Source organism: Aliirhizobium sp. YIM B11859 (genome assembly GCF_057163345.1).
Genome location: NZ_JBXHAY010000003.1, coordinates 384,008 through 409,654, shown reverse-complemented (window position 1 = coordinate 409,654; position 25,647 = coordinate 384,008). Strand labels below are relative to the sequence as shown.

The following is a 25,647-nucleotide window of genomic DNA, read 5'->3' as shown; positions in this document are numbered from 1 at the left end:
GGCGCTCCCTTGCGTTGCAAAACCACCGTTGCAACCCCTAACCCTCTCCCCGCAAGCGGGGAGAGGGAACGTGCCCAATCGCGACGTTGCGACCAGAGCGAAACGGCGAGGCATATCCCTTCTCCCCGCCTGCGGTAAGAAGGTGGCGGCAGCCGGATGAGGGGCAGCGGCAAACACATCCATCAGATCCGCTCCTCCGTCGATGCATCGAACAGCGAGGCCATGGTCATGTCGAAGCCGAGGCGGACCTTTGCGCCGACCTTGTAACGCCGTGCGCCGCCGACGCGGACCGAGATCGTGTGGCCGGCAAGTTTCAGCCAGATCAGGTTGTCGGCGCCCATCGGTTCCTCGATATCGACGATCGCCTCATGCACCTCTTCCATCGTCAGGTCACCATCGACCTTGATATGTTCGGGGCGCAGGCCAAGCACGACCTTGCGTCCGGATGTGAGCACATCGGATGCATCGTAGCCGGCAAGCGAGATGCTGACGCCATTGGTGCGGAAGACTTTTTGACCGCCCTCCTCGGCAAGTTCGCCGGAGAGGAAATTCATCGAGGGCGAGCCGATGAAACCGGCGACGAACTTGTTTCTCGGGCGGTTGTAGATGGTGATCGGGTCGTCGAGCTGCTGGATGACGCCGCTCTTCATGATGGCGATACGGTCGGCGAGCGTCAGCGCCTCGATCTGGTCGTGGGTGACGTAGATCATCGTGTTCTTCAGCGACTGATGCAGACGCTTGATCTCCACACGCAATTCCGAGCGCAGTTTTGCATCGAGGTTGGAGAGCGGCTCGTCGAAGAGGAAGACATCGACATCGCGCACCAGAGCGCGACCGATCGCGACACGCTGGCGCTGACCACCGGACAATGCTGCCGGCTTGCGCTGCAGCAGCGGTTCGATCTGCAGGATGCCGGCGGCGCGGGCGATGCGCTTGGCGATTTCCTCCTTCGGCATGCCGGCAACGCGCAGCCCGAAGGAGAGGTTCTTTTCCACCGTCATCTGCGGATAAAGCGCATAGGACTGGAAAACCATGCCGATGCCGCGGTCCTTCGGTTCTTCCCAGGTGACGTTTTTGTCCTTGATGAAGATCTGTCCGTCGGTCGGTTCCAGCAGGCCGGCTATGCAGTTCAGAAGCGTGGACTTGCCACAGCCGGACGAGCCGAGCAGGACGAGGAATTCGCCGTCATGGATATCGAGGTCGAGGTTTTCGAGCACCGTGACGGCCCCGAAGGACAGCGTCAGGTCGCGGATGGAAACGGAATGCGAGAGGTCGGTCATCAAGGCTTACCCCTTTACTGCGCCGGCGGCGATGCCACGGACGAACAGCCGGCCGGAGACGAAATAGACGATCAGCGGGACGGCGCCGGTGAGCAGGGTCGCCGCCATGTTGACGTTGTATTCCTTCACCCCCTGGACGGAGTTGACGATGTTGTTGAGCTGGACGGTCATCGGATAGGTGTCGGGCCGGGTGAAGACGACGCCGAACAGGAAGTCGTTCCAGATGCCGGTGACCTGGATGATGATCGCGACGACGAAGATCGGCAGCGACATGGGCAGCATGATACGGCCATAGATCTGCCAGAAGCCGGCGCCGTCGATGCGGGCGGCCTTGAACAATTCCTCCGGCAGGCCGGCGAAATAGTTGCGGAAGAGAAGCGTCAGGATCGGCATGCCGAAGATCGTGTGGACCAAAACGAGGCCGGTCAGCGAGCCGTAGATGCCGATCTCGCGCAGGATGATGACGATCGGGTAGATCATCACCTGATAGGGGATGAAGGCGCCGACGATGAGGACGGCGAAAAACAGTTCGGAGCCCTTGAAGCGCCAGTTGGCAAGCGCATAACCGCTGACCGAGGCGACCGCGATCGAGACAATCACCGAGGGCACGAGGATGCGCACCGAATTCCAAAAGCCGCGCGAAAGACCGTCACAATTCAGCCCGGTGCAGGCCTCGGCCCATGCCTTCACCCAGGGTTCAAAGGTTATTTCCATCGGTGGCGAGAAGATGTTGCCGAGGCGCACTTCCGGCATGCCCTTGAGCGAGGTGACGACCATCACGTAAAGCGGCAGAAGGTAATAGAGTGCCGCAAGGCCAAGAATGCCGTAGACGATAATATTGCGACGGGAGATCGCCGGTTTCGGCTTTTTTCCACGCGGGCCGGACTGGAGAGGCTGGCTGCGTGAACCTTCGACAAAACCACCGCCGATGCCTGTCGTGTTGAGAGTAGAAATATCAGCCACGCTTCTTCCCTCCGAATTCGAGATAGGCCCAGGGGATGATGATGATGCCGATAGTGAGCAGCATCATCGTGGAGGCGGCAAAGCCCTGCCCCAGGTTCTGCGCCTGAAACATGTAGTCATAGACATATTTGGCCGGCACTTCCGATGCATTGCCAGGGCCGCCTGAGGTCTGGGCGACAACGAGGTCGTAGAGTTTTACGATGCCGCTGCCGATAATCACCAGCGTGGTGATGAAGACCGGGCGCATCATCGGGATGACGACGAAAATATAGGTGCGCCACATCGGGATGCCGTCGACACGGGCGGCTTTCCAGATGTCCTCGTCGATGCCGCGCAGGCCGGCAAGCATCAGGCACATGACAAGCCCCGTCCCCTGCCAGAGACCGGCGATCAGGATGCCGTAGATGACGATGTCGGGATTGTAGAGCGGGTCGAAGGTGAAGCTTTCCCAGCCGAGCGAACGGACGATGCCCTGCACGCCGAATTCCGGATTGAGGATCCATTGCCAGACAAGGCCGGTGACGATGAAGGACAGCGCGAAAGGATAAAGGAAGATGGTGCGGAAGGCGCTTTCAAAACGGATCTTCTGGTCCATCAAGGCCGCCAGGACAAAACCGATGACCAGCGAGAAGATCAAAGACAGGATGCCGTAGATCGCCAGATTCTGGATCGAGACGAGCCAGCGGGACGAGGCCCAGAGCCGCTCATACTGATCGAGGCCGACGAAGCTTGCGCGCGGCAGAAGCCTGGAATTGGTGAAGGAATAAACGACGGTCCAGATCGTGCCGCCGAAAAAGATCACGGTGGCGACCAATATCATCGGGGTCAGGGCAATCTTGGAATTGAGATTGCGCAAGAGCTGGTTGGGACGGCCGGACGGCTTTGGCAGCGGCCTTGTCGGCGCGGCAGACGGCACGGTGCGGGGCATGTTTCCTCCTCGATCGGCATGCACTGGGGCGCCGCACATCCTTGCGGATGCACAACGGGCGCTCCAGGCTCTTCAATCCGGGCATCGTGTTGTCGAAGATCGATCTCGATTCTGATCCTCGGGCCGATGCCGGGCGCAGCGTCTCTCCCGGCCCCGCTCCAGGTGGTTCTGGGCGGGGCCGGTGCGCGTCAAGACGGTGATGGGACGTCTCAGTCCGCCGAACCGATGATCTCGGCGAAGCGTTCCTGCGCGGCAGCCGGCGTCATGGATGCATTGGCGAAGAATTCGGCCATCAGGTCCTCCTTCTGCTTTTGCGTGTCGGCAGAAACGAGCTGGTCGGTGCTGGTCGCGACACCGCCCTTGGCGATGATGTCGATGCCCTTCTTCATGCAGTCGTTGGCGGCTGCGAGATCAACGTCGCCGCGGATCGGCACCGAACCCTTCTTGAGGTTGAACGCAACCTGGGTCTTGGGGTCAACGATGGTCTCGGCCAGCACTTCCTGCGCCTTGGACTTTGCCTCATCCTTCAGCAGCGGGAAATAGATGGCGTCGCCGCCGGTTGCCAGAACCGGGTTGAGACCGAGGCCGGGCAAGCAGGAATAGTCCTTGCCGGCCGTCTTGTTGGCGATCTGGAACTCGCCCTGCGCCCAGTCGCCCATGACCTGGCCGCCGGCCTTGCCGGTAAGGACCAGATTGGTCGCCTGGTTCCAGTCCTGGACGTTAGAACCCTTGGCAAGCTGGCGGGCGGTATCGGCGGCGGCGAAGATCTTCGCCATGTCGGGACCGGCCGCAGCTTCCTCGTCCTTGTCCTTGTAGACCTTGTTGTAGAGATCGGTGCCGCCGACAGACAGGACCAGCGTATCGAACAGACCGTTGGCCTGCCAGGGCTGACCGCCGAGCGCCAGCGGCTGGATACCGGCCTTCTTCAAAGCTGGAGCGGCTGCGACAAATTCATTCCAGTCCTTCGGAACCGGCACACTGGCCTTTTCGAAAGCGGCATTGGACAGCCACAGCCATTGCCAGGAATGGATATTGACCGGGGCACAATAGATCTTGCCCTCGAATGTGCAGCTGGCGAGCAGGCTTGCCGGCTTGATGACGTCCTTCCACTTGCCCTTTTCGGCGACATCGTCGAGGTCGCGCATCAGGCCGGCCTGGACCAGTTCCTCCGCCTGGCGCCCGTGATTGAACTGGGTGGCGCCCATCGGGTCGCCGCCGGTGATGCGGCTGATCATGATCGGCCGGGCAGTGCTGCCGGACCCGGCAATGGCACCATCCACCCATTTGTTGCCTGTGGCATCGAATGCCTTGGCAAGTTCCTTGACGGCTGCGGCTTCGCCGCCCGATGTCCACCAATGGGTCACTTCAAGATCGGCCGCCTGGGCCAGGCATGGCAGTGCAGCTGTGGCAGCCAATAAGGCCGCGAATGCACGAATACGCATGAGTCTCCTCCCTCACTGAAACGTTGCAGTAAAAAGCTAAGGCAATCGCCAACGGGTGGCAACCCCGAATAGAAATATAAATGATCGACACGAGCAAACCACAACCAAAAATACCCATAACGCCCACCTGAGACGAACGCTATCTCCCCTCGATTTCAGACATTGGATCGATCCAGAGCGAAAATCGTTCGCATTTGCACAAAATCGATGTGCAGTTGCGTTGTGCATCCGTATGGTTGCATAAATTACATCGGCTTCGAACAGGAGGCTTGAAATTTACCTGTAACGTTGCAGTATTTTGCCGTATTAGGGGTTCTGAAAATGTAGCTGCCCTGACGGGTGCCTTTCCGGTGCGAGTGGCGCGATGGACGAACAGACGAAAAAACCCATGACTGGTCCCGCGGCTGGCGAGCGCCCGACGCTGAAGACGATCGCCTATATGACCGGGCTTGGCATCACCACCGTTTCGCGGGCGCTGAAAGATGCGCCGGATATCGGTGCCGACACCAAGGAACGGGTACGGCTCGTCGCCCGACAGCTCGGTTACCAACCCAACCGTGCCGGCGTGCGGCTGAGAACCGGCAAGACCAATGTCATTGCGTTGGTGCTGAGCATCGAGCAGGAGTTGATGGGTTTTACCAACCAGATGGTCCAGGGCATTTCGGAAGTGCTTGGCGGCACGCAATATCACCTCGTGGTGACGCCGCATTCCTTCGAGAAGGACCCGATGGTGCCGGTGCGCTATATTCTCGACACGGGATCGGCCGACGGGGTGATCATTTCCCGCATCGAACCGGATGATCCGCGCGTGCGGCTGATGGCGGAGCATAACCTGCCCTTCGTCACCCATGGCCGCACCGATATGGGCATCGTCCATCCGTTTCATGATTTCGACAACGAGGCCTATGCCTATCAGGCGGTGGAACGGCTGGTGCAGCGCGGACGCCGACGCATCGCGCTGCTGGCGCCGCTCAGCCGGTTCTCCTATCACATCCATAGCCGGATCGGCTTCGAACGGGGGCTGACCGATTTCCAGTTGAGCGAGGTTTCCATGGGGCGGATGACCACCGAAACGCCGCTCAATGAAATCCGCGCCTATGCCGAGCGCCTGTCGCGGCTGCCCGAACCGCCGGACGGGATCGTATCGCTGAGCGGTTCCTCATCGATCGCGCTGATCGCCGGTATCGAGGCGGGCGGTCGCAAGCTCGGCACCGATATCGATGTGGTGTCGAAACAGTCGGCCGATTTTCTCAACTGGATTAGGCCGGAAATCCTGACGGTCACCGAGGATGTCCGCCATGCAGGCCAGGAGCTTGCCAAGGCAGTGCTGGCGCGGATCGACGGCGTGGCGCCGGAGCTGTTGCAGAGCATGGACGGCCCGTCATGGTCGATGATGGGACCGAAGGACTGAAATAGAAAAAAGCCCGGCGCTTGGCCGGGCTTTTTCATGTCGTTTATCAGCTTTTATCAGGCGAAGTCGGCGAGACCGCTGCCCCAAGGGCCGTGGTGCTTGTCGACGCCGTCGAGGCGGTCGAAACCGTGGGCGCCGAAGAAATCGCGCTGGGCCTGGATCAGGTTGGCCGTGCCCCTGCCCCGACGATAGGCGTCGAAATAGGTCAGGGCCGAGGTCAGCGCCGGAGCCGGCAGGCCGTTCAGTGCCGCATAGGAGACGATGCGGCGCAGCGGCCCGTCGGTTTCCTTGACCATCTGGGCAAAGGCCGGAGTGACGATCAGGTTGGCGACATTCGGGTCCTTGCTGAAGGCCGAGGTGATCTCGTCGAGGAAGCCCGAGCGGATGATGCAGCCGGCGCGCCAGATCTTTGCGATCGTCGGCATCGGCAGGTTCCAGCCGTATTCCTTCGAGGCTGCGGCCATGACCGCGAACCCTTGCGCATAGGCGCCGATCTTTGCGGCCAGCAGTGCCAGTTCCAGGTCGGCGAGGAAGGCCATGCCGTCCTTCGGCCGGTCGACCAGAGCCGGCTTGCCGAGGATCTTTTCGGCGGCTTCACGCTCGGATTTCAGCGAGGAAATCACCCGGCCGGCAACGGCTGCCTCGATCGCGGTCGCCGCGACGCCCATGTTCTGGGCCTCGATCACCGACCATTTTCCGGTGCCCTTCTGGCCGGCGGAATCGACGATCATGTCGACCATCGGCTTGTGGCTGATCGGGTCGATCGCCTTCAGCACCTTTTCGGAAATCTCGATCAGGTAGGAATTGAGGCGACCCTCGTTCCAGCGACCGAAGACGCCGCTGATCTCCGATGCGCTCATGCCCATGCCGTCGCGCAGAATGCCGTAGATTTCGGCGATCATCTGCATGTCGGCATATTCGATGCCGTTATGGATGGTCTTGACGAAGTGGCCGGCGCCGTTTTCGCCGAGCCAATCGACGCAGGGCTCGCCGTTGAACTTGGCCGAGATGGAGGTCAATACCTTCTCGACGCGCTTCCAGCTTTCTTCCTTGCCGCCGACCATGATCGACGGACCGTGACGTGCACCTTCTTCGCCCCCCGAAACGCCCATGCCGATAAACGTCAGGTCGCTGCCTTCGAGGCTTTCGAAACGGCGCATCGTGTCGCGGAAATTGGCATTGCCGGCGTCGATCATGATGTCGCCCGACGACAGGTAGGGCTTCAGCAGTTCCATCTGCTGGTCGACCGGATCACCGGCCTTGATCATGATGATGATCGGGCGCGGCGGGCGGATCGACTTGATGAAGTCATCGAGTGTTTCGCAAGGGATGATCTGGCCCTGCAGGTCGCCGGCTTCGGCGTAAAATTTCTTGGTCACCTCGGGCGTACGGTTGAAAACCGCAATCTTGTTGCCCTTTTCGGCGATATTGAGGGAAAGGTTGGCGCCCATGACGCCAAGACCGATAAGGCCGATTTCTGCCTGTTCCACGGGGATAACCTCCGATTTTTGTTGCGCCTTCTTTTGGCATCCGAGCGGCCAGGGAGCAAGCGATCGATTGTCCGAATCATTGTAATTCCGCATCGGCGAAACGAAGCGCCTAGCCCGGGCGGTCGTCGCCATCATCGATGATCCGCCAGGCGGCGCCATCGAGATCCTCGTACTGGCCGTTCTTCAGCGACCAGAGGAAGGCGGCAAGGCCGAGGCCGCCGAGAAAAAGCGCGACCGGGATGAGATAGATCAGCATGTTCATGCGGCGCGCACCTCTTCGGCCGGGTCGAGCACGGCCACAGGGACCTCCACCGTCCAGCCTTCGGTCCGCAGGCGGTTCAGGCGGAGCGCGTTGACGACGACGATGATCGACGAGGTCGACATCGCGACGGCAGCAATCAGCGGCGTTGCATAGCCGGCTAAGGCGATCGGCACGGCAATGATGTTGTAGCCGATGGCGAGGGCGAAATTCTGGCGGATCAGTCGGCCGGCGCGGCGCGAGATCTCCATCGCCAGCGGCACGGAATTGAGGCTTTCATGCATGAAGACGAAATCGGCGGCCTGACGGCCGATATCGGCGGCAGTTGCCGGCGCCATGGAGACATGGGCTGCAGCGAGTGCGGGCGCATCATTGATACCGTCGCCGACCATCAGGACCGTGTATCCCTCCTCTGCAAGCGCTGTGCAATGATCGGCCTTGCCTCTGGGCGAGGTCTCCGCCTTCCAGAGGGTGATGCCGAGCTGCATGGCAAGCGCCTGGACCGGAGCCATACGATCGCCGGAGACGAGGCCGACATGCATGCCGTCGCCCTGCAGCGCTCCAATCGTTGCGGCGGCATCCTGACGCAGTGCATCCTCGAAGCGGATACAGGCGATTTCGGTGCCGTCACGGGAGAGAGCCACTTCCAGACCGGTGTCATCGCCTGACCGCTGATTGCCGCAGGCAAAACGACGATTGCCCAGTCTGTAGAGCCCGTCGGGCCGGCGTGCCTCGAGCCCGCTTCCGGGAATTTCGATGACATCGTCGAAGACGGGGAACGGACCGGCGGCAACGGCGCAGATTGCCCGCGACAGCGGATGACGGGAATAAGCGGCGAGGCCTGCGGCAAGCGACAGGACGGGTCCTGGAATATCGTCACCGTTGATGAGGCGCGGGCGGCCAAGCGTCAGCGTGCCGGTCTTGTCGAACAACACGCTGTCGATCTGGGCGAGGCGTTCCATCGCCGACCCGTCCTTGACCATGATGCCGTTTTTAAACAGGCGACCGGCGGCGACCACCTGCACGACCGGCACGGCAAGACCGAGCGCGCAGGGGCAAGTGATGATCAGCACCGCGATCGCAATCAGCATGGCGCGCTTCCAGTCGCCGCCGGCAAGCCCCCATGAGAAAAAGGCGGTCAGCGCGAGCAGATGGACGGCCGGCGAATAATATTGCGCCGCGCGGTCGGCGATGCGGCGATAACCGGCCTTGGCGCCTTCGGCCACTTCCATCAGCGAGATGACTTCGGCGAGGAAGGATTCCCTTGCCGTGGCCGTGACATTGATGGTGAGCGCGCCGGTAAGGCTGAGCGTGCCGGCATGGACGGTGGCGCCGGGGCTGACGGCCTGCGGCAGGCTTTCGCCGGTGACGATCGAGACGTCGAGATCGCTCGTGCCCCATTCCACCACGCCGTCAACGGGGATGCGTTCACCCATGGCGACCACGACCCGATCTCCGGGCCTGACATCCCCGACGGGACGGTATTCGCGGGAACCGTCATCCGACACAACCATCGCGCCGCGCGGTGACAGGCGTGCAAGACCGCTGATCGCCGCCCTCGCCCGGTCGCGCATGATATGGTCGAGCGTGCGGCCGATCAGAAGGAAGAACAAAAGCGAGACCGTTGCATCGAACCAGGCGTGTTCGCCGTGATGCATCGTCTCCCACAATGAAACCACGTAGGAAAGCGTAATGGCCAGCGCGATCGGCACATCCATGTTGGTGCGGCCGCGTTTCAATACATTCCAGGCGGAGATGTAGAAAAAGCGCCCCCCGAAGATCAGCGCCGGTGCGGCGATGAAAGCCGAAATCCAGTGAAACAGGTCGCGCGTCGCATCATCGGCTCCCGACCAGACGGAGACCGAGAGCAGCATGATGTTGGCGGCGGCAAAACCGCAAAGGGCAACGGCGCGCAGGAGATCGCGCTGCAGCCGGTCGCCGTCGTCAAGCGAGGTATCGAAGAGATAAGCGTCATATCCGGTCGCTTTGGTGATCGCCTCGACGAAACCGGCCGGATCGACGACCGCTGCGGGTTTCTGCCGCCAGACCACGGAGACGCGCCTTGTGGAGAGATTGACGCGGGCTTTTTCGACCGCCGGCATGGATTTCAGCGCATTTTCTATCGAGACGATGCAGGCGCCGCAATGGACGCCTGGAACGCTGAGATCGATCTGCCGCCTGCCCTCGCCGAGATCCCGGCTGGCGAGCATCAATTCTTCCGAAGACGGTGCCGCGGTGACGATCTCGCCTTCAGATCCGGGTGCGCAGCAGCTCATTTGACCGGGGCTCCATGCACGGCGATGCGTTCTGCATGATGCAGGATGCGGGCGCCATTACGCTCGGCGATCGCCTCGACGATCCAGTGGCCCGGCAGGACCTGATGGGCGGCGACAAAAACGCCCTCACCTTGCGGCGACAATTCGACGGAGAAATCCTGATGTTCGCCGACGGGCCGTTTGAAATTGACGACCAAGTGGTCTGCCGCAACGGGTTGCCCGGCGGGCCCCAGAAGTTCGTAGCGGATCGTGTCGGCAGTGATTGCGAAGCTGCCATGAATGCCGGATGCCGCCAGAGCCTTGGCCTGCGCAACCTTGCCGTTGAACTGCTGGCTGGCGACATAGGTGTTTTCGACCACCAGCCCGCTCCAGCTTGTGACGGCCTGATAGGCCATGTAGAAATTCACCGTGATGATCGTGCCGAAAAACAGGACGACAACGCCCGCCATATGCCAACCGGTAAATACGAAGCCCTTTTGCGCAGTGGTCGTCATCGATTGCCTCCCGGCGTGAAGAAATTGGCCGAATAACTGTCGCGCTCGTGGCTGGAGCGGTCCTCGGCGAGGAAATGGAAGGATGTTTCGCCTCGGGCAGCATCGCGCGGCAGGGTCACATAGACCTTCAGCGCGGTTGCCCTGTCCGGCGGAACCTCGATTGCGAATGTCCGGCCGGGCACGTCGCTGACGCCGATGATCTTCATCGTCGCGTCGGGCACGCCATCGAGCGACAGCATTATGGTGCGCGGCTCGGGGATCATGTTGAGCAGGCGGATGGTGTAGCCGTTACGGATCGAGCCGTCGGATTCCATGACGAATTGCGGGTTGCGGTCGTGAAGCACGTTGATCTCCAGCCGGTCACGCGCCAGAAGCGCGTAGACAAGACAGAGGCCGACCGCCGTCCAGATGCCCATGTAGAGCAGCGTGCGGGGCCGGGCCAGGATGGTCCAGTCGAAATGCCGGACGTCGTCGACGAAACCGCCCTCGGCTTTTCGCACTCTCACAGGGCTGATCGGCGCCGTCCCGCCGGCCGTGGCAAGCGCCATGTTGGCATCATATTCATCCAGCGTCGCATAGGCGATCAGCCCGCGCTCACGGCCGACCTTGTCCATCACACCGTCGCAGGCGTCGATGCAGAGCGCACAGGTGATACACGCCATCTGCTGGCCGTCGCGAATGTCTATGCCCATGGGACAGACTGCGACACAGGCATTGCAATCGACACAATCGCCGACCTGCTGGCCGCTTGCCGCCGCCTTTTTCGCATGCCGGCTGCGAGGTTCCCCGCGCCAGTCGTTATAGGTGACGACGAGCGAATGTTCGTCGAGCATGGCGCCCTGGATACGGGGCCAGGGGCACATGTAGATACAGACCTGTTCGCGCATCAGGCCGCCGAGCAGATAGGTCGTGGCGGTCAGGATGGCGACGGTGGAATAGGCAACGACGGCTGCCTGGCCGGTGACGAAATCAAAGGCGAGCGACGGCGCATCGGCGAAATAGAAGATCCAGGCGCCGCCGGTCGCGACCGCAATGACGATCCAGACCGTATGCTTGATCACCCGCCTGCCAATCTTGTCAGCGGTCCAGGGACCGGCATCGAGCTTGATGCGGGCATTGCGATCCCCTTCGATAAACCGCTCGACGGCGAGAAAGAGATCGACCCAGACCGTCTGAGGACAGGCATAACCGCACCAGGCACGGCCGACTGCGGAGGTGAGCAGGAAGAGACCGAAACCCGCCATGACCAGCAGGCCGGCGACGAAGAAGAACTCCTGCGGCCAGATCTCGATGAAGAAGAAATAGAAGCGGCGGCTGGAGAGGTCGATCAGCACCGCCTGATCCGGGGCGAAGGGGCCACGGTCCCAGCGGATCCAGGGCGTCAGGTAATAGACGCCGAGGGTGACGAGCATGATGAACCATTTGAGATTGCGAAAACGTCCCTCGGCCCGTTTCGGAAAAATCTTCTTCCGCTTCTCGTAAAGCGGCTTGCCACTCTCGCCCGGCGCATGGACCGCCTTGACATCGATACGTTCGACAGATGCCTCGCCCGGGGCGACGCTTTCGGCGGTGTAGAGATTCATCGGAACATTTCCTTTGTCCGATGCCTTGTCCCACCACGCGATCCGGGCTTCCTTGACTTAAGTCAAGCGCTGTGGCGCAGGGTCGCGGAGCCTGTGTCAAATTCGCAGGAAACCAACGGAAACGACAAGTGAGGATGCCATGAAAACGATGCCAGCACAGATCATCCACACGACGATCGACAGGCCATGGCGTGATGTCTACACCTTCGCCTCCAGGCCCGAAAACATGCCGCACTGGGCGGCCGGGCTTGCCGCCGGACTAAAACCGGATGGACCGGACTGGATCGGCGATGGAGGGGCGATCGGCAAGATCAGGGTCAAATTTGCCCCTGAGAATGATTTCGGCGTGATCGACCATTCCGTCACGCTGGAAACCGGTGCCAGTTTCGAAAACGCCCTGCGGGTGGTGCCGAACGGCGACGGCGCGGAAGTGATGTTCGTGCTGCTGCGGCATCCGGGCACTGACGACGCGGCCTTTGAAGCGGATGCGGCGGCAATCGCCCAGGATCTCGAAACCCTGAAGGGCTTGCTGGAAGGCGATTCTGGCGGGTCGTGACGGAAGATGTTATTCTCCGCCTGCGCGATGGAGAACGGCGATGGGCGTACACAAGCTGGAAATCGAACTGAGTGATGAGTTGATGGAAAAAATCGACAGGTTATCGCTTGAGCAGAAGTCATCGCCATCGGAGGTGATCGTTTCGACACTCAGAAACCACTTGCCCACAGTCGATGACACCAGCGAGGCATCCATCGCCCGGAGGTTAGCTGCACTTGATCGAGTTTTCAAACTGGCCGATTCGGTCAGAGGCGAAGGCCGGTCGCAGGAAGATATAGATCGTCAGGTTCGTGAATTCCGTGCCGATCGCACCTATGACCGCTAGAGTCTATCTAGACAGCAATATAATCATCTATCGCGCCGAGGGAGAACCGGACCTCATGATGAAGGTCCGCAGACTTTTGACGCGATACACATCAGACGGCGCGCAGTTTTGGACAAGCGCGCTGGCGGTTGGCGAATGCCTCATAGGTGCTCACAAGAAAGTTCCCTCAACTGAGGAAACTTACCATTCTGCATTCAGAGATAGAGACTTCATATCCGTGGCCGACGTCACCCACCCAATCATCGAACGCGCCGCAATTCTCGGTGCACAGCTCAACATGAGGCTCATCGATGCGATCCATGTCGCGACTGCCGAGGCACTCGAATGCAGTGCCTTCATGACGAATGACCGGGGCATTCGCGCCCCGGCCGGATTAGAGCTTCGCTATCTTTCGGCCGAGGCCTGAAAACAGCGACCACGCTCTATTCCCCGCCTCCCAGGGAATGGACATAAACGGCGAGCTGCTTGACCGTGACGTCACCGAGACGTGCAGTCCAGGCGGGCATCACGCCGTGTTTCGGCTGGCGAACCTGGCCGGCGATCTCGTCCTCGCCATGAACCTTCAGCCAGATCGCATCGGCGAGATCGGGCGCGCCCATATCGCGATTGCCCTCGGCATTTTCGCCATGACAGGACGCACAGTTGTCGGCAAAGACCTGTTTTCCGGACTCGACGAGCGACGGATCGCGCGGCTTGCCGGTGAGGCTGATCACGTAGCTTGCCACCTGACGGATCTCGTCGGGCTGGAGGATTTCACCGAAGGCCGGCATTTCCGACACGCGGGTTTCCGGATCGACCGTATCGCGGATGCCGTGCGACACCGTTTCATAGATTGCCTCGGCGCTGCCGCCCCACAACCAGTCGTCGTCGTTGAGGTTCGGATACCCCTGCCCGCCCGCCGCACCCGTGCCGTGGCAGGGCGTGCAGTTGACGCGGAAGGCGGCGGCGCCGCCTGCCGTGGCGAACTGGTTGAGTTCGGGACTGGCGATGATCTCGTCGGGCGTGGCGGCGGCGATCCTTTCCAGCATGGCACCCTGGGCGGCCTTGGCAATCTCGACTTCGGCGGCGAACTCGCCACGGGTCGAATACCCGAGCAGGCCGGGCGTTGCGCTGTTGATCAGCGGCCATGCCGGATAGAGCACGCTATAACCGAGCGCCCAGACGATACAGGCATAGAAGGTCCACAGCCACCAGCGCGGCAGCGGGTTGTTCAGCTCGCGGATGCCATCCCATTCATGGCCGGTTGTTTCGACGCCGCTCAACTCATCGATATGTTTGTCAGCCATTTCAATCGTCCTTCAGAGGGATTTGCGCGGCGCTGTCGGCGGATCTTTTGCCGCCGGGCCGCAGCGTGAAGAGCAGCACGCCGATGAAGAACAGGGTCATCGCCAGAAGACCCCAGCTGTCGGCGAAGTGGCGCATTGCCGTATAGAGTTCCATCGGAGGCCTCCTCAGCGATAACCGGTTGTGTCGTCATAGGTGGAGAAGTCGACAAGCGTGCCGAGCATCTGGAGATAGGCGATGAGCGCATCCATCTCGGTCACCTCTTTCGGATTTCCGTCGAAATCGCCAACCTTGGCCTTGGGATAGCGGGCAAGCAGAGCGCTGGTATCCGCATTCGGATCGGCCTGGGCCTTCAGGTCGGCATCCGCCTGATCGATCATCTCGTCCGTATAGGGAACGCCGACGGCACGGTTGGCCTTCAGGTCCATCGAGACTTCGTTGATCCTGAGCGGCGTCTGCTTGAGGAAGGAATAGCTCGGCATGATCGATTCCGGCACGACGTCGCGCGGTTCGCTCAGATGCTGGACATGCCATTCGTTGGAATAACGGTCGCCGACACGGGCAAGATCCGGCCCGGTCCGCTTCGATCCCCACTGGAACGGATGGTCATACATCGATTCCGCCGCAAGACTGTAATGACCGTAACGCTCCACCTCGTCGCGGAACGGGCGGATCATCTGGCTATGACAGACGTAACAGCCTTCCCGCAGGTAGATATTGCGGCCGGCAAGCTCCAGCGGCGAATAGGGCCGCATCCCCTCGACTTTCTCGATGGTGTTCTGGAGATAGAAAAGCGGTGCGATTTCCACGATGCCGCCGATGGAGACGACAAGCAGCGAGCCGACCAGCAGGAGCGTGGCATTGCGCTCGATGAATTGGTGTTTATCGAGAAGAGACATAAGTCAGCTCCTTATTCGGCAGGCTGAAGATTGGCGGGCGCGACACCGGGGGTGCGTTCCTGCCGCTCGTGGCCGAGAATGGTCATGGTGATGTTGAAGGCCATGATGAGGCCACCCAGGAGATACATGCCGCCACCGACTGCACGCAGAAGGTAGTAGGGGAACATGGCCGCCACGGTTTCGGCGAAGGAATAGACGAGGAAACCCTGGTCATCATATTCGCGCCACATCAGGCCCTGCTGGACGCCGGCAACCCACATGACGGCGGCGTAAACAACGATGCCGAGGGTTGCGAGCCAGAAGTGCCAGTTGACCATGGCAAGGCTGTAGAGCCGGTTGCGATGCCACAGTTTCGGGACGAGGAAATAGATGGCGCCGAAAGAAATCATGCCGACCCAGCCGAGTGCGCCGGAATGGACATGGCCGATCGTCCAGTCGGTATAGTGGCTGAGCGAGTTGACCGTCTTGATCGACATCATCGGACCTTCGAAGGTCGACATGCCGTAAAAGGCGATCGCGATGACCATCATGCGGATGATCGGGTCGGTACGGATCTTGTCCCAGGCGCCCGAAAGCGTCATCAGGCCGTTGATCATGCCGCCCCAGGAAGGCATCCACAGCATGATCGAAAAGACCATGCCGAGCGTCTGCGCCCAGTCGGGCAGAGCCGTGTAGTGAAGATGATGGGGGCCGGCCCAGATATACATGAAGATCAGCGCCCAGAAGTGGATGATCGACAGGCGGTAGGAATAGACCGGGCGGCCTGCCTGCTTGGGCACGAAATAATACATCATGCCGAGGAAGCCGGCGGTCAGGAAGAAGCCGACCGCGTTATGGCCGTACCACCACTGGGTCAGCGCATCCTGTACGCCGGAAAAGGCAGAATAGCTCTTGTAGCCCAGGAAGGAGACCGGCATCGCCAGATTGTTGACGATGTGGAGCATGGCAATGGTGACGATGAAGGCCAGATAGAACCAGTTGGCCACATAGATATGCGGCTCCTTGCGGGTCATGATCGTGCCGAGGAAGGCGATGAGATAGGCGACCCAGACGACAGTCAGCCACAGGTCGACATACCATTCCGGTTCCGCATATTCCTTGCCCTGGGTGATGCCGAGCAGGTAGCCGGTGGCGGCCATGATGATGAACAGCTGATAGCCCCAGAAGACGAACCAGCCGAGATTGCCGCCGAACAGCCGGGCCCGCGAGGTCCGCTGCACGACATAAAAGGAGGTACAGAGAAGCGCGTTGCCACCGAAGGCGAAGACGACTGCGGAGGTGTGCAACGGCCGCATCCGGCCGAAGTTGAACCACGGTTCGATATTCAGGTCGGGGAATGCCAGCTGGAGCGCGATGACGACACCGACGAGAAAGCCGACGACGCCCCAGAACACCGTCGCGATCGTGCCGTATTTGATGACCTCGTCGAAATATTCCGTCTTGGCGGGCACTGCGCGCGGCGCGCCGGCCGGAGCAAAATAAACGCGACGCAGCATGACGATGCTGCTTAATCCGAGGACGACGAACAGCACCCACATATGGGCGGCGAACAGCTGGTCATGCGCAAAGGCTGCGCCGAGCAGTGCGAGGAACGTCCCCACCACCAGCGCTGCAGTTTCTAAAGGGTAGTTCATTGTTGGTATCCCCCAACGGCGTGATTGGCCGTCGCGAGGGTGGAGGAACAGCGGTTCCCTGAAGCGAATCCCCTGCCACTTTCCGTCGCGACCACCGCGACAGATGGCAGCAGGACCGACCGGATGCCTTGATTTGGATCAACGCAACCGAGCCCGCGATGAAGGAACGTCAGCGGGTCGATGCCCGAACGGGCCAAGAAACGCGAGCCCAAGCGGGGGCGAGAACAGGTTCCGGAGGTCGGACTTGAGACACGATACGGATTTGAGAAACGCGCTTCTCTTCGACCTGCCCGACCGCCAGTCGGGTCAGGATGCAACGATATCGCGGATAAGGCGGGTCCAGGACGAAAAGCTCGCCCTGTGTGATGCGCTGGAGACGATTGCCGATTCACTTCCGGCCAGCGTCAACCGGCAGAAATGTCTTTATGCCGGCAAGGTTCTCTGTCCGCTGATCCGCCGCGCCCATCACGACGAGGAAACGATGCTGTTTCCGCATCTGGTAGACCTGCAGACAGGCGACACGCCGCTTTCGACGACGCTGGACCGGCTGAAATACGAGCATCTGGAAGACGAATGTTACGCCGAGGAATTGAGCGAGACGCTGATGCGGCTCGGTCGCGACGAGCCGGTGAACAACGAGGCTGTCGGTTACATGCTCCGCGGCTTTTTTGAGGGCCTGCGCCGCCACATCGCCTTCGAGAGGGCGCATATCATCCAGCATAAGCCGCTGTTCAACACGGCCGCCACCGACTGGTGATCAGCCGGCGGGGCGACGGCGCCTGTCTTCGGTTTCCTGGATCACCACCAACGCCCCGATCAGCGTTCCCGAGCGACTGATCGGCGACATGCGGCAATGGATGACCATCGTGCGGCCGTCCATCTTCTCGGCATAGGTCAAGGTGAGGCTTTCGCCGGCGAAACAGCGATCGAGGCAGGGTTGCAGGTCATGGCGGAAATGGTGAAGGCCGACGAATTCGGCGAAATGGCGACCGATCAGCGTATCGCGCGGCATGTCCATGCGCAGCGCATTCGTTTCGTTGCTGTAGAAGATGCGGTAGCCCGGCGCCACCACGACGACGCGCTCGGCGAGCTTGCTCAACAGGGCGTCGTCGAGATAACCGTCGGCAATCGCCTGGGCGACATCGACAGGTGGCTGCGTGTCTTCGACGGGATCGGAACTGGACGGAAGCGACTGCTCGCTGACCAGGTAGCGCTCGACCAGCATCTGCAACAGGTGGCCGTTGCGCCTTACGCAGCCGCCATCATCTGCTTCCTCGTTCAACAGGTCGAGGGCGAAGCGGAACTGAACGCCGATCGCAGCCTGATCCCGCCCCTGGCTTCCGAGGATCGCCTTGACGAGCGGATCGATCTCCCGATCAAGCCGGGATACCGCGTCGTCGTCTTCTTTCTCAACTGCCTGGCGAAGATCGGAATATTTCGACCAGAACAGATCAATCAATGCTTTCAACTCAACCCCTCTCCCACCAACGCGAGAAGTGGCAGTTTCTTCCTCAGGCTATATTAGCCCGGATAAGATATGATTCTAATTAATGTTTTCATTCCGCGCAGCCCCCCAATAATGGCCCGCAAATTACCATAGAATCACGCGGCCTGAGAAGCGTCAGGTCACAGCAAAGAGCATATCAGCGCTCGACCGACTTCTTGATCGCCCAGCGGTCGTGATACCAGAGCCATTGCTCGGGATATTCGCGCACCCAGCTTTCGACCTTGTCGTTCAATACCTGCGCCGTGCCCTGGACATCGAGATTGCCCTTTTCGTCGCGTGGCAGATCGATACGCGGTTCGATCTCGAGCCGGAAACGGTTGTCAGGCAGGCGGATGCAACGGGCCGGATAAACTTCCGCATCGAACTGGCGCACCAGCTTGGCAAGCAGCGGATTGGTCTTGACCGGCTGGTCGAAGAAGGAGGTCGAAAGACCCTTCTTGAATTTCTGGTCGACCAGAACACCCACACCACCACCGGCATCCAGTCGCCTTGCAAGCGCGAATGATGAGCCGGCATGCGACGGCACCAGCTGGCCCATGCGGGCCGCGCGGAAGGAAAACACCTTTTCGGCGATATAGGGATTGTTCGGCGGACGGAAGAGAACCATCACTTCCAGGCCGAACGACTTGCCGGCGACCGGCAGGATTTCGAAGTTGCCGGTATGGGCGGTGAAAACGATGAACGGTCGCGGATTGTCACGCAGGTCGAGGAAGATCGGGATACCCGAGACTTCCACCCTGCCCGGCTCGGTCTGTTGCGGATCGAAATCGAACAGGCGGTCGAGAAAGACATATTCGGCGGCCATGCGGCCCATATGTCCCCAGCTGGCGACAGCGATCTGTTCAAGCTCTTCCTTAGGCTTTTCTGGGAAGGCATTGCGCAGATTGGTCATCATCAGCTTGTGACGCCACATCTTCGGGCCGATGAAACGAGCGGCGCGATCGGCAAAGCGGATGGCCGGATCGGCCGGCAGGATCTTCAGTACATTGAGCATGCCAAACGTCGCCTGCGCCACCAGCCATTGCCGGAAGTGCATCAGCGCCAGGACGATCCGGGTGATGGCCATTTTCATGGATATCGGCCTCAGTCCATCCTCAGGACGATCTTGCCGAAGATCTGGCGACCTTCCATGCGCTCCAGCGCCTTGTCGATCTCGTCGAAGGTCACCTCGGTGTCGATCACCGGATGGACGATGCCGCGCGCCATCTTCTGCATGGCATCGGCCATGTTCTCCATGCGGCAACCGAAGGAGCCGAGCAGCTTGAGCTGCTGCTGGAACAGCATCATCAGGTTGAGGTCGGTCGAGACACCGGAGGTCGATCCGCAGGTGACAAGGCGGCCGCCGCGCTTCATGCAGAGCATGGAGCCGGCCCAGGTATCCTTGCCGACATGTTCGAAAACGACGTCGACGCCCTTCTTCTTGGTGAGCTTGCGGACAACACCTTCAAAGCGGTCGGTGCGGTAGTTGATGACGTGATCGGCGCCGAGCGCCTTGGCCTTCTCGATCTTGTCGTCTGAGCCGACCGTGGTGATGACGGTGCAACCGGTCTTCTTGGCCAGCTGGATGGCTGCCGAACCGATGCCGGAGCCGCCGGCGTGGACAAGGATGGTTTCGCCCGGCTGCAGCTTGGCATTGTCGAACAGCATGTGTTCGACGGTACCGAAGGTGACCGGGGCAAGAGCGGCCGCGACCGCATCGACGCCCGGAGGGGCCGGAACCAGAAGGCGGGCGGGAAGGTTCGCCTTTTCCTGGGCAAAACCATCGAGATGGAAACCGTGAACGCCGGAGACGTTTTCGCAGAGATTGTCACGCTTCTCACGGCAAGGCTTGCAGAGACCGCAGGTGCGCGCACCGTAGATGGACACGAGCTGGCCGGGAAGAACGTTGGCTACGCCCGGTCCGATGGCCTCGACGACGCCGGCGGCTTCCGCGCCGATAGTGAGCGGCATCTTGCGCTTGGCAAATGCCATGCCGCGCCAGCCCCAGACGTCGATATGGTTCAAGGCGACGGCCTTGACGCGCAGCGTCACCTCGCCCGGACCAGGTGCTTCCGGCTCGGGAATGTCGACGGCTTCGAGCTTGCGGTCATCGATCAGTTGCAGCGCGCGCATGTTTTTCGTTTCCTTCCGGATGCATGAGGCGAACACCGACGCTCAAATATGCGTCATGCTCGGGTTTGTCCCGAGCATGTGCCAGCACTCATTTATGTATCGACGCCCTTTAGTCCTCGGGACAAACTCGAGGATGACGTCATTTTTCTGTGGCGCAGGCCTTAGACCGGTTCCAGCGTCATGACAAGGCTGGCGTTCTGGCCGCCAAAACCGAAGGAGTTGGACAGCACCGCCCTGGGCGAACCGTTGCGCTTCACATTCGGCACCACATCGAGCTCGATGGTCGGATCGGGATTGGTGTGGTTGATGGTCGGCGGCAAGGTCTCGGTCAGCATGGTCTGGATCGAGAACACCGCCTCGACGGCACCGGCCGCGGTCAGCGTGTGACCGATCATCGACTTGTTCGACGAAGCCGGAATGTTCTTCATGCGCTCACCAAAGACGGCAAGCATGGCGCCATATTCCATCTTGTCGTTTTCCGGCGTCGATGTGCCGTGGGCATTGATATAGCCGATGCCGCTTTCGTCCATACCGGCATCTTCCAGCGCTGCGCGGATGGTCGCGATCGCCGGCCCGCCGTCCGGAGACGAGCGGGTGCGGTGGAAATGGTCGGCCTTTTCGCCAAGGCCCTTGATGATGCCGAGCACTTTGGCGCCGCGGGCAAGCGCCGACTCGACCGATTCGAGCACGAGTGTTGCGGCCCCTTCGGCGATGACGAAACCGTCGCGGTCCTTGCTGAAAGGCTTGGATGCCTTTTCCGGCGGGTCGTTCTGGGTCGACAGCGCCGACAGAAGCGAGAAACGCACCAGTGCCTCGACGCTGACGGAACCGTCGGTCGCGGCGACCAGGGCTCGGTCGGTGCGGCCCTGGCGGATCGCTTCGACGCCGAGCTGGATCGCCGTTGCACCCGATGCGCAGGCGGTCGACAAGGTCACCGGCAGACCGCGGGTGCCGAACATGTCGGACAGGCGTTCCGAGATTGAACCGAACTGCACGGCTTCGAGGAAGACCGGATCCGGCCTTTCGCGCATGGCCGTCAGAAAACGTTCATAGGCATCGCCTTCGGCCTTGGATGGCGGCGAACGATCGGCAAGTGCGAAACGATCATGCCATTCGGGCTCGACCGGAGGGGCGGCCAGGAACAGCGGACCGTCGAAATCGCCCGAAAGCCCGGCCTGGGCCAAAGCTTCCCGTGTCGTCTCGCGGGCAAACGCGAAGGAGCGTTCGACGGAATTTGCTGCCGGCACGGCGATGAAATCCACCGTGCCGCTGATGCGGGTCGAGAGACCATCGGTCGGGAAACGGGTGATCTTGTGGATGCCGGAGGTGCCGGAGGTCAGCGCCGACCAATTATCGGTCAGCCCCTGCCCCAGCGAGGTGATGACGCCCATGCCGGTGACAGCCACGAGCGGGCGTCCTAGATGATCGGTGAAGCGATTGTCACTCATCTTCAACACTCCTTCAGGCGTCGGCCGAGAGGACGGCAACGCCCTCGCCGCGCGTATAACCGACCGTCGTCACCACTGCGTGCTTCGCGGGCTTCGACATGGCGGTTTCATTGTCTTTGTCGAAAGCCGGAACAACGCTTTTGCCGTCGAGCGACAGGGCCGCAAGCGCCAGACCAAGCGGGAACTGGGCTTCCATGCCGTGTCCGGTGACGCCACCGAAACCGCGGATCGCCGCACCTGGAAACTGCTCTTCCAGAACGGATTTTTCGCGCGCGGCAAGATCGACCATGCCGCTTGCGCCGGAAAAGACCACCGTCTCGTCGCCCTTGGCAGCGGAACCGAGGCCGGAGAGGCGCGAGAGGCGCTTTTCCAGCCGGCTTTCGTCGCGGGCACCGCGATCGCCTTCGACGGCATCGATGACGGCATAGATGTGAGCCCCGCGGGCTTGCGCCCGGCTGCGGGATTCGAGAACGAGGAAGGCACCCACCGTGCCCATGATCATGCCGCCGCCATTTTCGGTCGAACGCGACCAGAGAGGATGCCATTCGCCGGTTGCATGGGCGCGGATGCCCTCGACCAGAAGCAGGATGTCCGCCCGCTCGGCGATGAAGGCGCCGCCGACCAGGCTATGGGTCGACTGACCGGCCTTGATGCGGTGGAAAGCGGTCTCGACGGCGGAAATGCCGGCCGATTCCTCGCCCATGAACGTGCGCGACGAACCGGTGACCTTGTGGACGATCGAGATATTGCCGGCCATCAAGTTGGAGAGCTGGGCGAGGAAAAGCGTCGGACGAAGCTCGGTCGTCAGCTTCTCGTTGAGCACGATCTCGCGGTCGTTGCGCTTCAGCGCTTCCTCGACGATCAGCGAATCGACCTTGATATCGCGTTCGCCGCCGCCGGCCGCGACGATCATGTCCATCGAGGCACAGGCTTCCGCATCGTCCTTGAGGCCGGCATCATCGAGAGCGAGACCGGCGGAAAACACGCCGAGCCGCTGCCAGTTTTCCATCTGCCGCTGGTCGCCACGCTTGGCGATCTGCGTCGACCAGTCGATCTCCGGCATGGGATGCACCGGATAGGGCGCGAACCGTTCGGTTTCCACCTTCGGCTCACCCGCCGATGGCTGCAACAGGAGAGCGACATGCGCTTCCTTGCCGACGCCCTGGCCGGTGACGATACCGATACCGGTGATCACAACATCATTGTCAGACTTCATCTTCGTCCTCTTTGCGGACCCTGCGCGTTTGGGCGGCGCTTCTCGCGTTCGGGAGAAACGATCAGGCGCCGGCCTTCATCGCCGCGACCAGGCCCACTTCCTCGGCGCGCTTGCGCACGATCGGCGCCAGCGGGATTTCGGAAAACGGCATGGTGCGCAGCTTCAACTGTGCGTCGCAAACCTTCTTGCCACCGCAGGTGATCTTCGCCTTGGTGACGGCATAACCCGAGCCCTCATGCTCCAGAAACGCCTCGATGTCGAGCACGGCTTCCGGCTCGACGAAAGTGCGCATCTTGGCGCCATCGACGGTCATCAGGAACGGCATGGCGGCAAAGTCGGTCGCGGCAAGCACCAGCATGCCGGAGGCCTGCGCCATGGTTTCGATGAGAAGCACGCCCGGCACGAGCGGCATGCCGGGGAAATGGCCCTCGAATACGGGGCTATTCGCCGGCACGGTGGAGCGCGCCGTGAGCGTTTTGGCCTGGAGATCGAGCGTTTCCACCCGATCGATCATCTGGAAATATTCAAGCAGCATGGCAGATCAGGCCTTTGCCGCCCTCAGCTCGTCGATCTTGGCACAGAGGTTCTTCAGAACGAAATATTCTTCCGTCGAAGCCTTGCCCTCGTTGACTTCCTGGGTCCACTGCTCGAGCGGGATCTTGATGCTGAATTCCTTGTCGATCGCGAAGACGATGTCGAGGAAATCGAGGCTGTCGATGCCGAGATCGTCGATCGTGTGGCTTTCCGGGGTGATGGTTTCCCGGTCGATTTCGCTGGTTTCAGCAATGATATCAGCAACTTTGTCGAATGTAGCAGTCACGCCCATGTCCTTTTAGAATAGGTAATTCAGAGCCCCACATAGGGAAAACGGTTCCAAATGCCAATGGCTTCGTTTTTCGGGGTCGAAATTTGCACCGAAACTGTTGCCTAAACAGCAATCGACCGGACTGCAATCATGGAGGCTTGAAACCTAGACCGCAATAGAGTGCCGGCCAAGGCCGGTCTCGAGATATCTGTCGAAAACCGCGGCGATGGTGCGGGTGAAAGGCCGGCCTTCCGGGGTGATGGTGAAGGACGCGTTGCCGACACGACAGATGTCGTCCGGGTTGCGGCGGGCAAAGGCGCGAGCCTCCGAAATCAGTTCGTGGGCGCCCGTCGGAAAACGTGCCAGCAAGGGCATGAACTCGAAGCCGAAATCGCACATCAGCCGCTCAATGACATAGGCGCGCATACGGTCGTCTTCGGAGAGCTCCACACCTCTTACGGCGGCCAGCCCCTCGCCTTCGACCATGCGCTGGTATTCGCCGGTCGCCGGCATATTCTGCACATAACCTTGCGGCAACTGGCTGATCGACGAGGCCCCAAGCCCGATCAGCGCATCGGCGCTGTCGGTGGTGTAGCCCTGAAAATTGCGGCGCAGGCACCCGGTTCTTGCGGCAACGGCCATCGAATCAGACGGTTTGGCGAAATGATCGATACCGATCGACTGGTAACCCGCGTCGACCAGCATCTGGCTGGCAAAGGCGCTTTGGCGGAAACGCTCGGGGATATCCGGCAGGGCGCTGTCGGGGATCATCGTCTGATGTTTCTTCATCCACGGTACATGGGCGTAACCGAAAAGCGCCACACGGTCCGGCGACAGCGAGAGGATATCGGACAACGTACGCTCGACGCCCGCAAGCGTCTGATGCGGCAAGCCGTAGAGGACGTCGCAATTGACCGAGCCGACACCACGTGCCCGCACCGCATCGACGACGGATCTGGTCTGTTCGAAAGTCTGGATGCGGTTGATCGCCTTCTGCACGGTCGGATCGAAATCCTGGACACCGAGGCTCGCGCGCGTCAGGCCGATTTCGGCCAGCGCATCGTAACGCGGTTCGTCGAGATCATTGGGGTCCATCTCGACACTGATCTCGGCCTCGTCCGCGACATCGAACGAGGCACGCAGACAGGCCATCAGGTCGATCATGTGCTTAGGCCTCAGCATGGTCGGCGAACCGCCGCCGAAATGGATGGCGGTGACCCTTGCGCCGGCTGGCAGCCTTGCGCCAACGGCTGCGATCTCGCGGCGCAGGGCTGCGAGATAGGCGGTGATCGGTTCATACCGCAGCGTCTGCTTGGTGTGGCACGCACAGAACCAACAGAGACGGTCGCAATAGGGAATGTGAAGGTAAAGCGACAGGCTGCTCTTGGAACCCAGTTCAGACAGCCACTGCGAATAGATGTCGCAATTTACACCAGTGTGAAAATGCGGCGCAGTCGGATAGCTAGTGTAACGTGGCACCGCGCCTGAATATTTCGTAAGCAATCTTTCGTTCATCGCGCACCTCATTTCATGCGCATCTAGAGCTACCTGCGGAATATTTAGGCGACTTTGACCTGGATCAAGCACGAGAACCTCTGCTGAACCAAGGTCTGGCCGATGATTGCCGTCTGCAGCGCCGCCCGCCACTCAAGGCGCGCGAAGAGTGCTGCAGCTTTTAGACCTGCGCATCGCGACATCCGGAAATCCTGTCCGGTTTTCGGGGCGGTGAGCCAGC

26 protein-coding genes are annotated in these 25,647 nt (G+C 60.9%); 5 read left to right on the top strand and 21 right to left on the bottom strand.

The window, feature by feature from the left end:
- Positions 1–182: 182 nt before the first annotated feature.
- From AC2GXZ_RS14270 to AC2GXZ_RS14255, 4 genes are all read right to left on the bottom strand, one after another.
- Complete coding sequence (locus tag AC2GXZ_RS14270; protein WP_483759822.1) at positions 183–1,280, bottom strand: ABC transporter ATP-binding protein; 1,098 nt, start codon at positions 1,278–1,280, stop codon at positions 183–185.
- Positions 1,281–1,286: 6 nt separating this feature from the next.
- Positions 1,287–2,243, bottom strand: coding sequence for a carbohydrate ABC transporter permease (locus AC2GXZ_RS14265; protein ID WP_483759821.1), 957 nt, complete (start codon positions 2,241–2,243; stop codon positions 1,287–1,289).
- The gene (locus tag AC2GXZ_RS14260; protein WP_483759820.1) at positions 2,236–3,171 is read right to left on the bottom strand and encodes a carbohydrate ABC transporter permease; all 936 of its coding nucleotides are present in this window, start codon (positions 3,169–3,171) and stop codon (positions 2,236–2,238) included. The genes AC2GXZ_RS14265 and AC2GXZ_RS14260 overlap by 8 nt, the downstream gene beginning before the upstream one ends.
- Before the next feature lie 209 nt (positions 3,172–3,380).
- Positions 3,381–4,613: an ABC transporter substrate-binding protein gene (locus tag AC2GXZ_RS14255; protein WP_483759819.1), complete on the bottom strand. Its 1,233-nt coding sequence runs from the start codon at positions 4,611–4,613 to the stop codon at positions 3,381–3,383.
- 388 nt (positions 4,614–5,001) lie between these two features.
- Here AC2GXZ_RS14255 and AC2GXZ_RS14250 point away from each other — a divergent pair, with 388 nt between their 5' ends.
- A complete protein-coding gene (locus AC2GXZ_RS14250) occupies positions 5,002–6,024 on the top strand; it encodes a LacI family transcriptional regulator (protein WP_483759818.1) in 1,023 nt (340 codons plus the stop codon).
- A 56-nt stretch (positions 6,025–6,080) separates the two neighbouring features.
- Here AC2GXZ_RS14250 and gndA read toward each other — a convergent pair whose 3' ends face one another.
- The 5 genes from gndA to ccoG form a co-directional block, all read right to left on the bottom strand.
- Complete coding sequence (gndA, locus tag AC2GXZ_RS14245) at positions 6,081–7,514, bottom strand: NADP-dependent phosphogluconate dehydrogenase (RefSeq protein ID WP_483759817.1); 1,434 nt, start codon at positions 7,512–7,514, stop codon at positions 6,081–6,083.
- Positions 7,515–7,623: 109 nt separating this feature from the next.
- Positions 7,624–7,776: a cbb3-type cytochrome oxidase assembly protein CcoS gene (gene ccoS / locus AC2GXZ_RS14240; RefSeq protein ID WP_483759816.1), complete on the bottom strand. Its 153-nt coding sequence runs from the start codon at positions 7,774–7,776 to the stop codon at positions 7,624–7,626.
- The gene (locus AC2GXZ_RS14235; protein WP_483759815.1) at positions 7,773–10,049 is read right to left on the bottom strand and encodes a cation-translocating P-type ATPase; all 2,277 of its coding nucleotides are present in this window, start codon (positions 10,047–10,049) and stop codon (positions 7,773–7,775) included. The genes ccoS and AC2GXZ_RS14235 overlap by 4 nt, the downstream gene beginning before the upstream one ends.
- Positions 10,046–10,543 (bottom strand): FixH family protein, encoded by a 498-nt coding sequence (locus AC2GXZ_RS14230; protein ID WP_483759814.1) that lies wholly within the window; start codon positions 10,541–10,543, stop codon positions 10,046–10,048. The genes AC2GXZ_RS14235 and AC2GXZ_RS14230 overlap by 4 nt, the downstream gene beginning before the upstream one ends.
- Entirely contained in the window at positions 10,540–12,126 is a 1,587-nt protein-coding gene (ccoG, locus tag AC2GXZ_RS14225) for a cytochrome c oxidase accessory protein CcoG (RefSeq protein WP_483759813.1), read from the bottom strand. Before ccoG ends, AC2GXZ_RS14230 begins: the two co-directional genes overlap by 4 nt.
- Before the next feature lie 139 nt (positions 12,127–12,265).
- Here ccoG and AC2GXZ_RS14220 point away from each other — a divergent pair, with 139 nt between their 5' ends.
- Genes AC2GXZ_RS14220 through AC2GXZ_RS14210 form a run of 3 tightly spaced genes read left to right on the top strand, consistent with a single transcriptional unit; the run spans position 12,266 to position 13,413 of the window.
- Complete coding sequence (locus tag AC2GXZ_RS14220; RefSeq protein ID WP_483759812.1) at positions 12,266–12,682, top strand: SRPBCC family protein; 417 nt, start codon at positions 12,266–12,268, stop codon at positions 12,680–12,682.
- Between the two features lie 40 nt (positions 12,683–12,722).
- Positions 12,723–13,007 (top strand): hypothetical protein, encoded by a 285-nt coding sequence (locus AC2GXZ_RS14215; protein WP_483759811.1) that lies wholly within the window; start codon positions 12,723–12,725, stop codon positions 13,005–13,007.
- A complete protein-coding gene (locus AC2GXZ_RS14210; protein WP_483759810.1) occupies positions 12,997–13,413 on the top strand; it encodes a type II toxin-antitoxin system VapC family toxin in 417 nt (138 codons plus the stop codon). The genes AC2GXZ_RS14215 and AC2GXZ_RS14210 overlap by 11 nt, the downstream gene beginning before the upstream one ends.
- 16 nt (positions 13,414–13,429) lie before the next feature.
- On the opposite strand, the gene ccoP is transcribed toward AC2GXZ_RS14210, so the two are convergent.
- The 4 genes from ccoP to ccoN are packed head-to-tail and all read right to left on the bottom strand — an operon-like array spanning position 13,430 to position 16,824.
- Positions 13,430–14,293, bottom strand: coding sequence for a cytochrome-c oxidase, cbb3-type subunit III (ccoP, locus tag AC2GXZ_RS14205; protein WP_483759809.1), 864 nt, complete (start codon positions 14,291–14,293; stop codon positions 13,430–13,432).
- A 1-nt stretch (position 14,294) separates the two neighbouring features.
- Positions 14,295–14,447: a cbb3-type cytochrome c oxidase subunit 3 gene (locus AC2GXZ_RS14200; RefSeq protein WP_483759808.1), complete on the bottom strand. Its 153-nt coding sequence runs from the start codon at positions 14,445–14,447 to the stop codon at positions 14,295–14,297.
- A gap of 11 nt (positions 14,448–14,458) precedes the next feature.
- Complete coding sequence (ccoO, locus tag AC2GXZ_RS14195) at positions 14,459–15,190, bottom strand: cytochrome-c oxidase, cbb3-type subunit II (protein ID WP_483759807.1); 732 nt, start codon at positions 15,188–15,190, stop codon at positions 14,459–14,461.
- Between the two features lie 11 nt (positions 15,191–15,201).
- Entirely contained in the window at positions 15,202–16,824 is a 1,623-nt protein-coding gene (gene ccoN / locus AC2GXZ_RS14190) for a cytochrome-c oxidase, cbb3-type subunit I (protein WP_483759806.1), read from the bottom strand.
- 244 nt (positions 16,825–17,068) lie between these two features.
- On the opposite strand from ccoN, the gene AC2GXZ_RS14185 reads away from it, so the two are divergent.
- Positions 17,069–17,581 carry a hemerythrin domain-containing protein gene (locus tag AC2GXZ_RS14185; protein WP_483759805.1) on the top strand — a complete coding sequence of 171 codons (513 nt, stop codon included), beginning with the start codon at positions 17,069–17,071 and terminating at the stop codon, positions 17,579–17,581.
- Here the strand turns inward: AC2GXZ_RS14185 and AC2GXZ_RS14180 are convergent, their stop codons facing one another.
- From AC2GXZ_RS14180 to hemN, 8 genes are all read right to left on the bottom strand, one after another.
- On the bottom strand, positions 17,582–18,292 hold the full coding sequence (locus tag AC2GXZ_RS14180; protein ID WP_483759804.1) for a PAS domain-containing protein: 711 nt from the start codon (positions 18,290–18,292) through the stop codon (positions 17,582–17,584).
- 175 nt (positions 18,293–18,467) lie between these two features.
- The gene (locus AC2GXZ_RS14175) at positions 18,468–19,403 is read right to left on the bottom strand and encodes a lipid A biosynthesis lauroyl acyltransferase (RefSeq protein WP_483759803.1); all 936 of its coding nucleotides are present in this window, start codon (positions 19,401–19,403) and stop codon (positions 18,468–18,470) included.
- Between the two features lie 11 nt (positions 19,404–19,414).
- Positions 19,415–20,443, bottom strand: a complete 1,029-nt coding sequence (locus AC2GXZ_RS14170; RefSeq protein ID WP_483759802.1) for a zinc-binding dehydrogenase — start codon at positions 20,441–20,443, stop codon at positions 19,415–19,417.
- 161 nt (positions 20,444–20,604) lie between these two features.
- Positions 20,605–21,891, bottom strand: a complete 1,287-nt coding sequence (locus tag AC2GXZ_RS14165; RefSeq protein WP_483759801.1) for a beta-ketoacyl-ACP synthase — start codon at positions 21,889–21,891, stop codon at positions 20,605–20,607.
- Between the two features lie 13 nt (positions 21,892–21,904).
- The gene (locus AC2GXZ_RS14160) at positions 21,905–23,107 is read right to left on the bottom strand and encodes a beta-ketoacyl-ACP synthase (protein ID WP_483759800.1); all 1,203 of its coding nucleotides are present in this window, start codon (positions 23,105–23,107) and stop codon (positions 21,905–21,907) included.
- A gap of 61 nt (positions 23,108–23,168) precedes the next feature.
- Complete coding sequence (locus AC2GXZ_RS14155; protein ID WP_483759799.1) at positions 23,169–23,642, bottom strand: 3-hydroxyacyl-ACP dehydratase FabZ family protein; 474 nt, start codon at positions 23,640–23,642, stop codon at positions 23,169–23,171.
- Between the two features lie 6 nt (positions 23,643–23,648).
- Positions 23,649–23,933 (bottom strand): acyl carrier protein, encoded by a 285-nt coding sequence (locus AC2GXZ_RS14150; RefSeq protein WP_483759798.1) that lies wholly within the window; start codon positions 23,931–23,933, stop codon positions 23,649–23,651.
- Positions 23,934–24,077: 144 nt separating this feature from the next.
- On the bottom strand, positions 24,078–25,427 hold the full coding sequence (gene hemN / locus AC2GXZ_RS14145) for an oxygen-independent coproporphyrinogen III oxidase (protein WP_483759797.1): 1,350 nt from the start codon (positions 25,425–25,427) through the stop codon (positions 24,078–24,080).
- Between the last annotated feature and the right edge of the window lie 220 nt (positions 25,428–25,647).

Excerpts from the sequence above, each read along its gene's own strand:
- AC2GXZ_RS14170 (WP_483759802.1), bottom strand. The coding sequence starts at position 20,443 with ATGCGCGCGCTGCAACTGATCGATGACCGCAAGCTCGAAGCCGTCGAC.
- AC2GXZ_RS14160 (WP_483759800.1), bottom strand. The coding sequence starts at position 23,107 with ATGAAGTCTGACAATGATGTTGTGATCACCGGTATCGGTATCGTCACC.
- AC2GXZ_RS14165 (WP_483759801.1), bottom strand. The coding sequence starts at position 21,891 with ATGAGTGACAATCGCTTCACCGATCATCTAGGACGCCCGCTCGTGGCT.
- AC2GXZ_RS14255 (WP_483759819.1), bottom strand. The coding sequence starts at position 4,613 with ATGCGTATTCGTGCATTCGCGGCCTTATTGGCTGCCACAGCTGCACTG.
- AC2GXZ_RS14155 (WP_483759799.1), bottom strand. The coding sequence starts at position 23,642 with ATGCTGCTTGAATATTTCCAGATGATCGATCGGGTGGAAACGCTCGAT.
- AC2GXZ_RS14175 (WP_483759803.1), bottom strand. The coding sequence starts at position 19,403 with ATGAAAATGGCCATCACCCGGATCGTCCTGGCGCTGATGCACTTCCGG.
- ccoG (WP_483759813.1), bottom strand. The coding sequence starts at position 12,126 with ATGAATCTCTACACCGCCGAAAGCGTCGCCCCGGGCGAGGCATCTGTC.
- AC2GXZ_RS14200 (WP_483759808.1), bottom strand. The coding sequence starts at position 14,447 with ATGGAACTCTATACGGCAATGCGCCACTTCGCCGACAGCTGGGGTCTT.
- AC2GXZ_RS14250 (WP_483759818.1), top strand. The coding sequence starts at position 5,002 with ATGACTGGTCCCGCGGCTGGCGAGCGCCCGACGCTGAAGACGATCGCC.
- ccoN (WP_483759806.1), bottom strand. The coding sequence starts at position 16,824 with ATGAACTACCCTTTAGAAACTGCAGCGCTGGTGGTGGGGACGTTCCTC.
- AC2GXZ_RS14230 (WP_483759814.1), bottom strand. The coding sequence starts at position 10,543 with ATGACGACCACTGCGCAAAAGGGCTTCGTATTTACCGGTTGGCATATG.
- AC2GXZ_RS14210 (WP_483759810.1), top strand. The coding sequence starts at position 12,997 with ATGACCGCTAGAGTCTATCTAGACAGCAATATAATCATCTATCGCGCC.
- AC2GXZ_RS14270 (WP_483759822.1), bottom strand. The coding sequence starts at position 1,280 with ATGACCGACCTCTCGCATTCCGTTTCCATCCGCGACCTGACGCTGTCC.
- ccoS (WP_483759816.1), bottom strand. The coding sequence starts at position 7,776 with ATGAACATGCTGATCTATCTCATCCCGGTCGCGCTTTTTCTCGGCGGC.
- AC2GXZ_RS14150 (WP_483759798.1), bottom strand. The coding sequence starts at position 23,933 with ATGGGCGTGACTGCTACATTCGACAAAGTTGCTGATATCATTGCTGAA.
- AC2GXZ_RS14235 (WP_483759815.1), bottom strand. The coding sequence starts at position 10,049 with ATGAGCTGCTGCGCACCCGGATCTGAAGGCGAGATCGTCACCGCGGCA.
- hemN (WP_483759797.1), bottom strand. The coding sequence starts at position 25,427 with ATGAACGAAAGATTGCTTACGAAATATTCAGGCGCGGTGCCACGTTAC.
- ccoO (WP_483759807.1), bottom strand. The coding sequence starts at position 15,190 with ATGTCTCTTCTCGATAAACACCAATTCATCGAGCGCAATGCCACGCTC.
- AC2GXZ_RS14220 (WP_483759812.1), top strand. The coding sequence starts at position 12,266 with ATGAAAACGATGCCAGCACAGATCATCCACACGACGATCGACAGGCCA.
- AC2GXZ_RS14260 (WP_483759820.1), bottom strand. The coding sequence starts at position 3,171 with ATGCCCCGCACCGTGCCGTCTGCCGCGCCGACAAGGCCGCTGCCAAAG.
- AC2GXZ_RS14215 (WP_483759811.1), top strand. The coding sequence starts at position 12,723 with ATGGGCGTACACAAGCTGGAAATCGAACTGAGTGATGAGTTGATGGAA.
- ccoP (WP_483759809.1), bottom strand. The coding sequence starts at position 14,293 with ATGGCTGACAAACATATCGATGAGTTGAGCGGCGTCGAAACAACCGGC.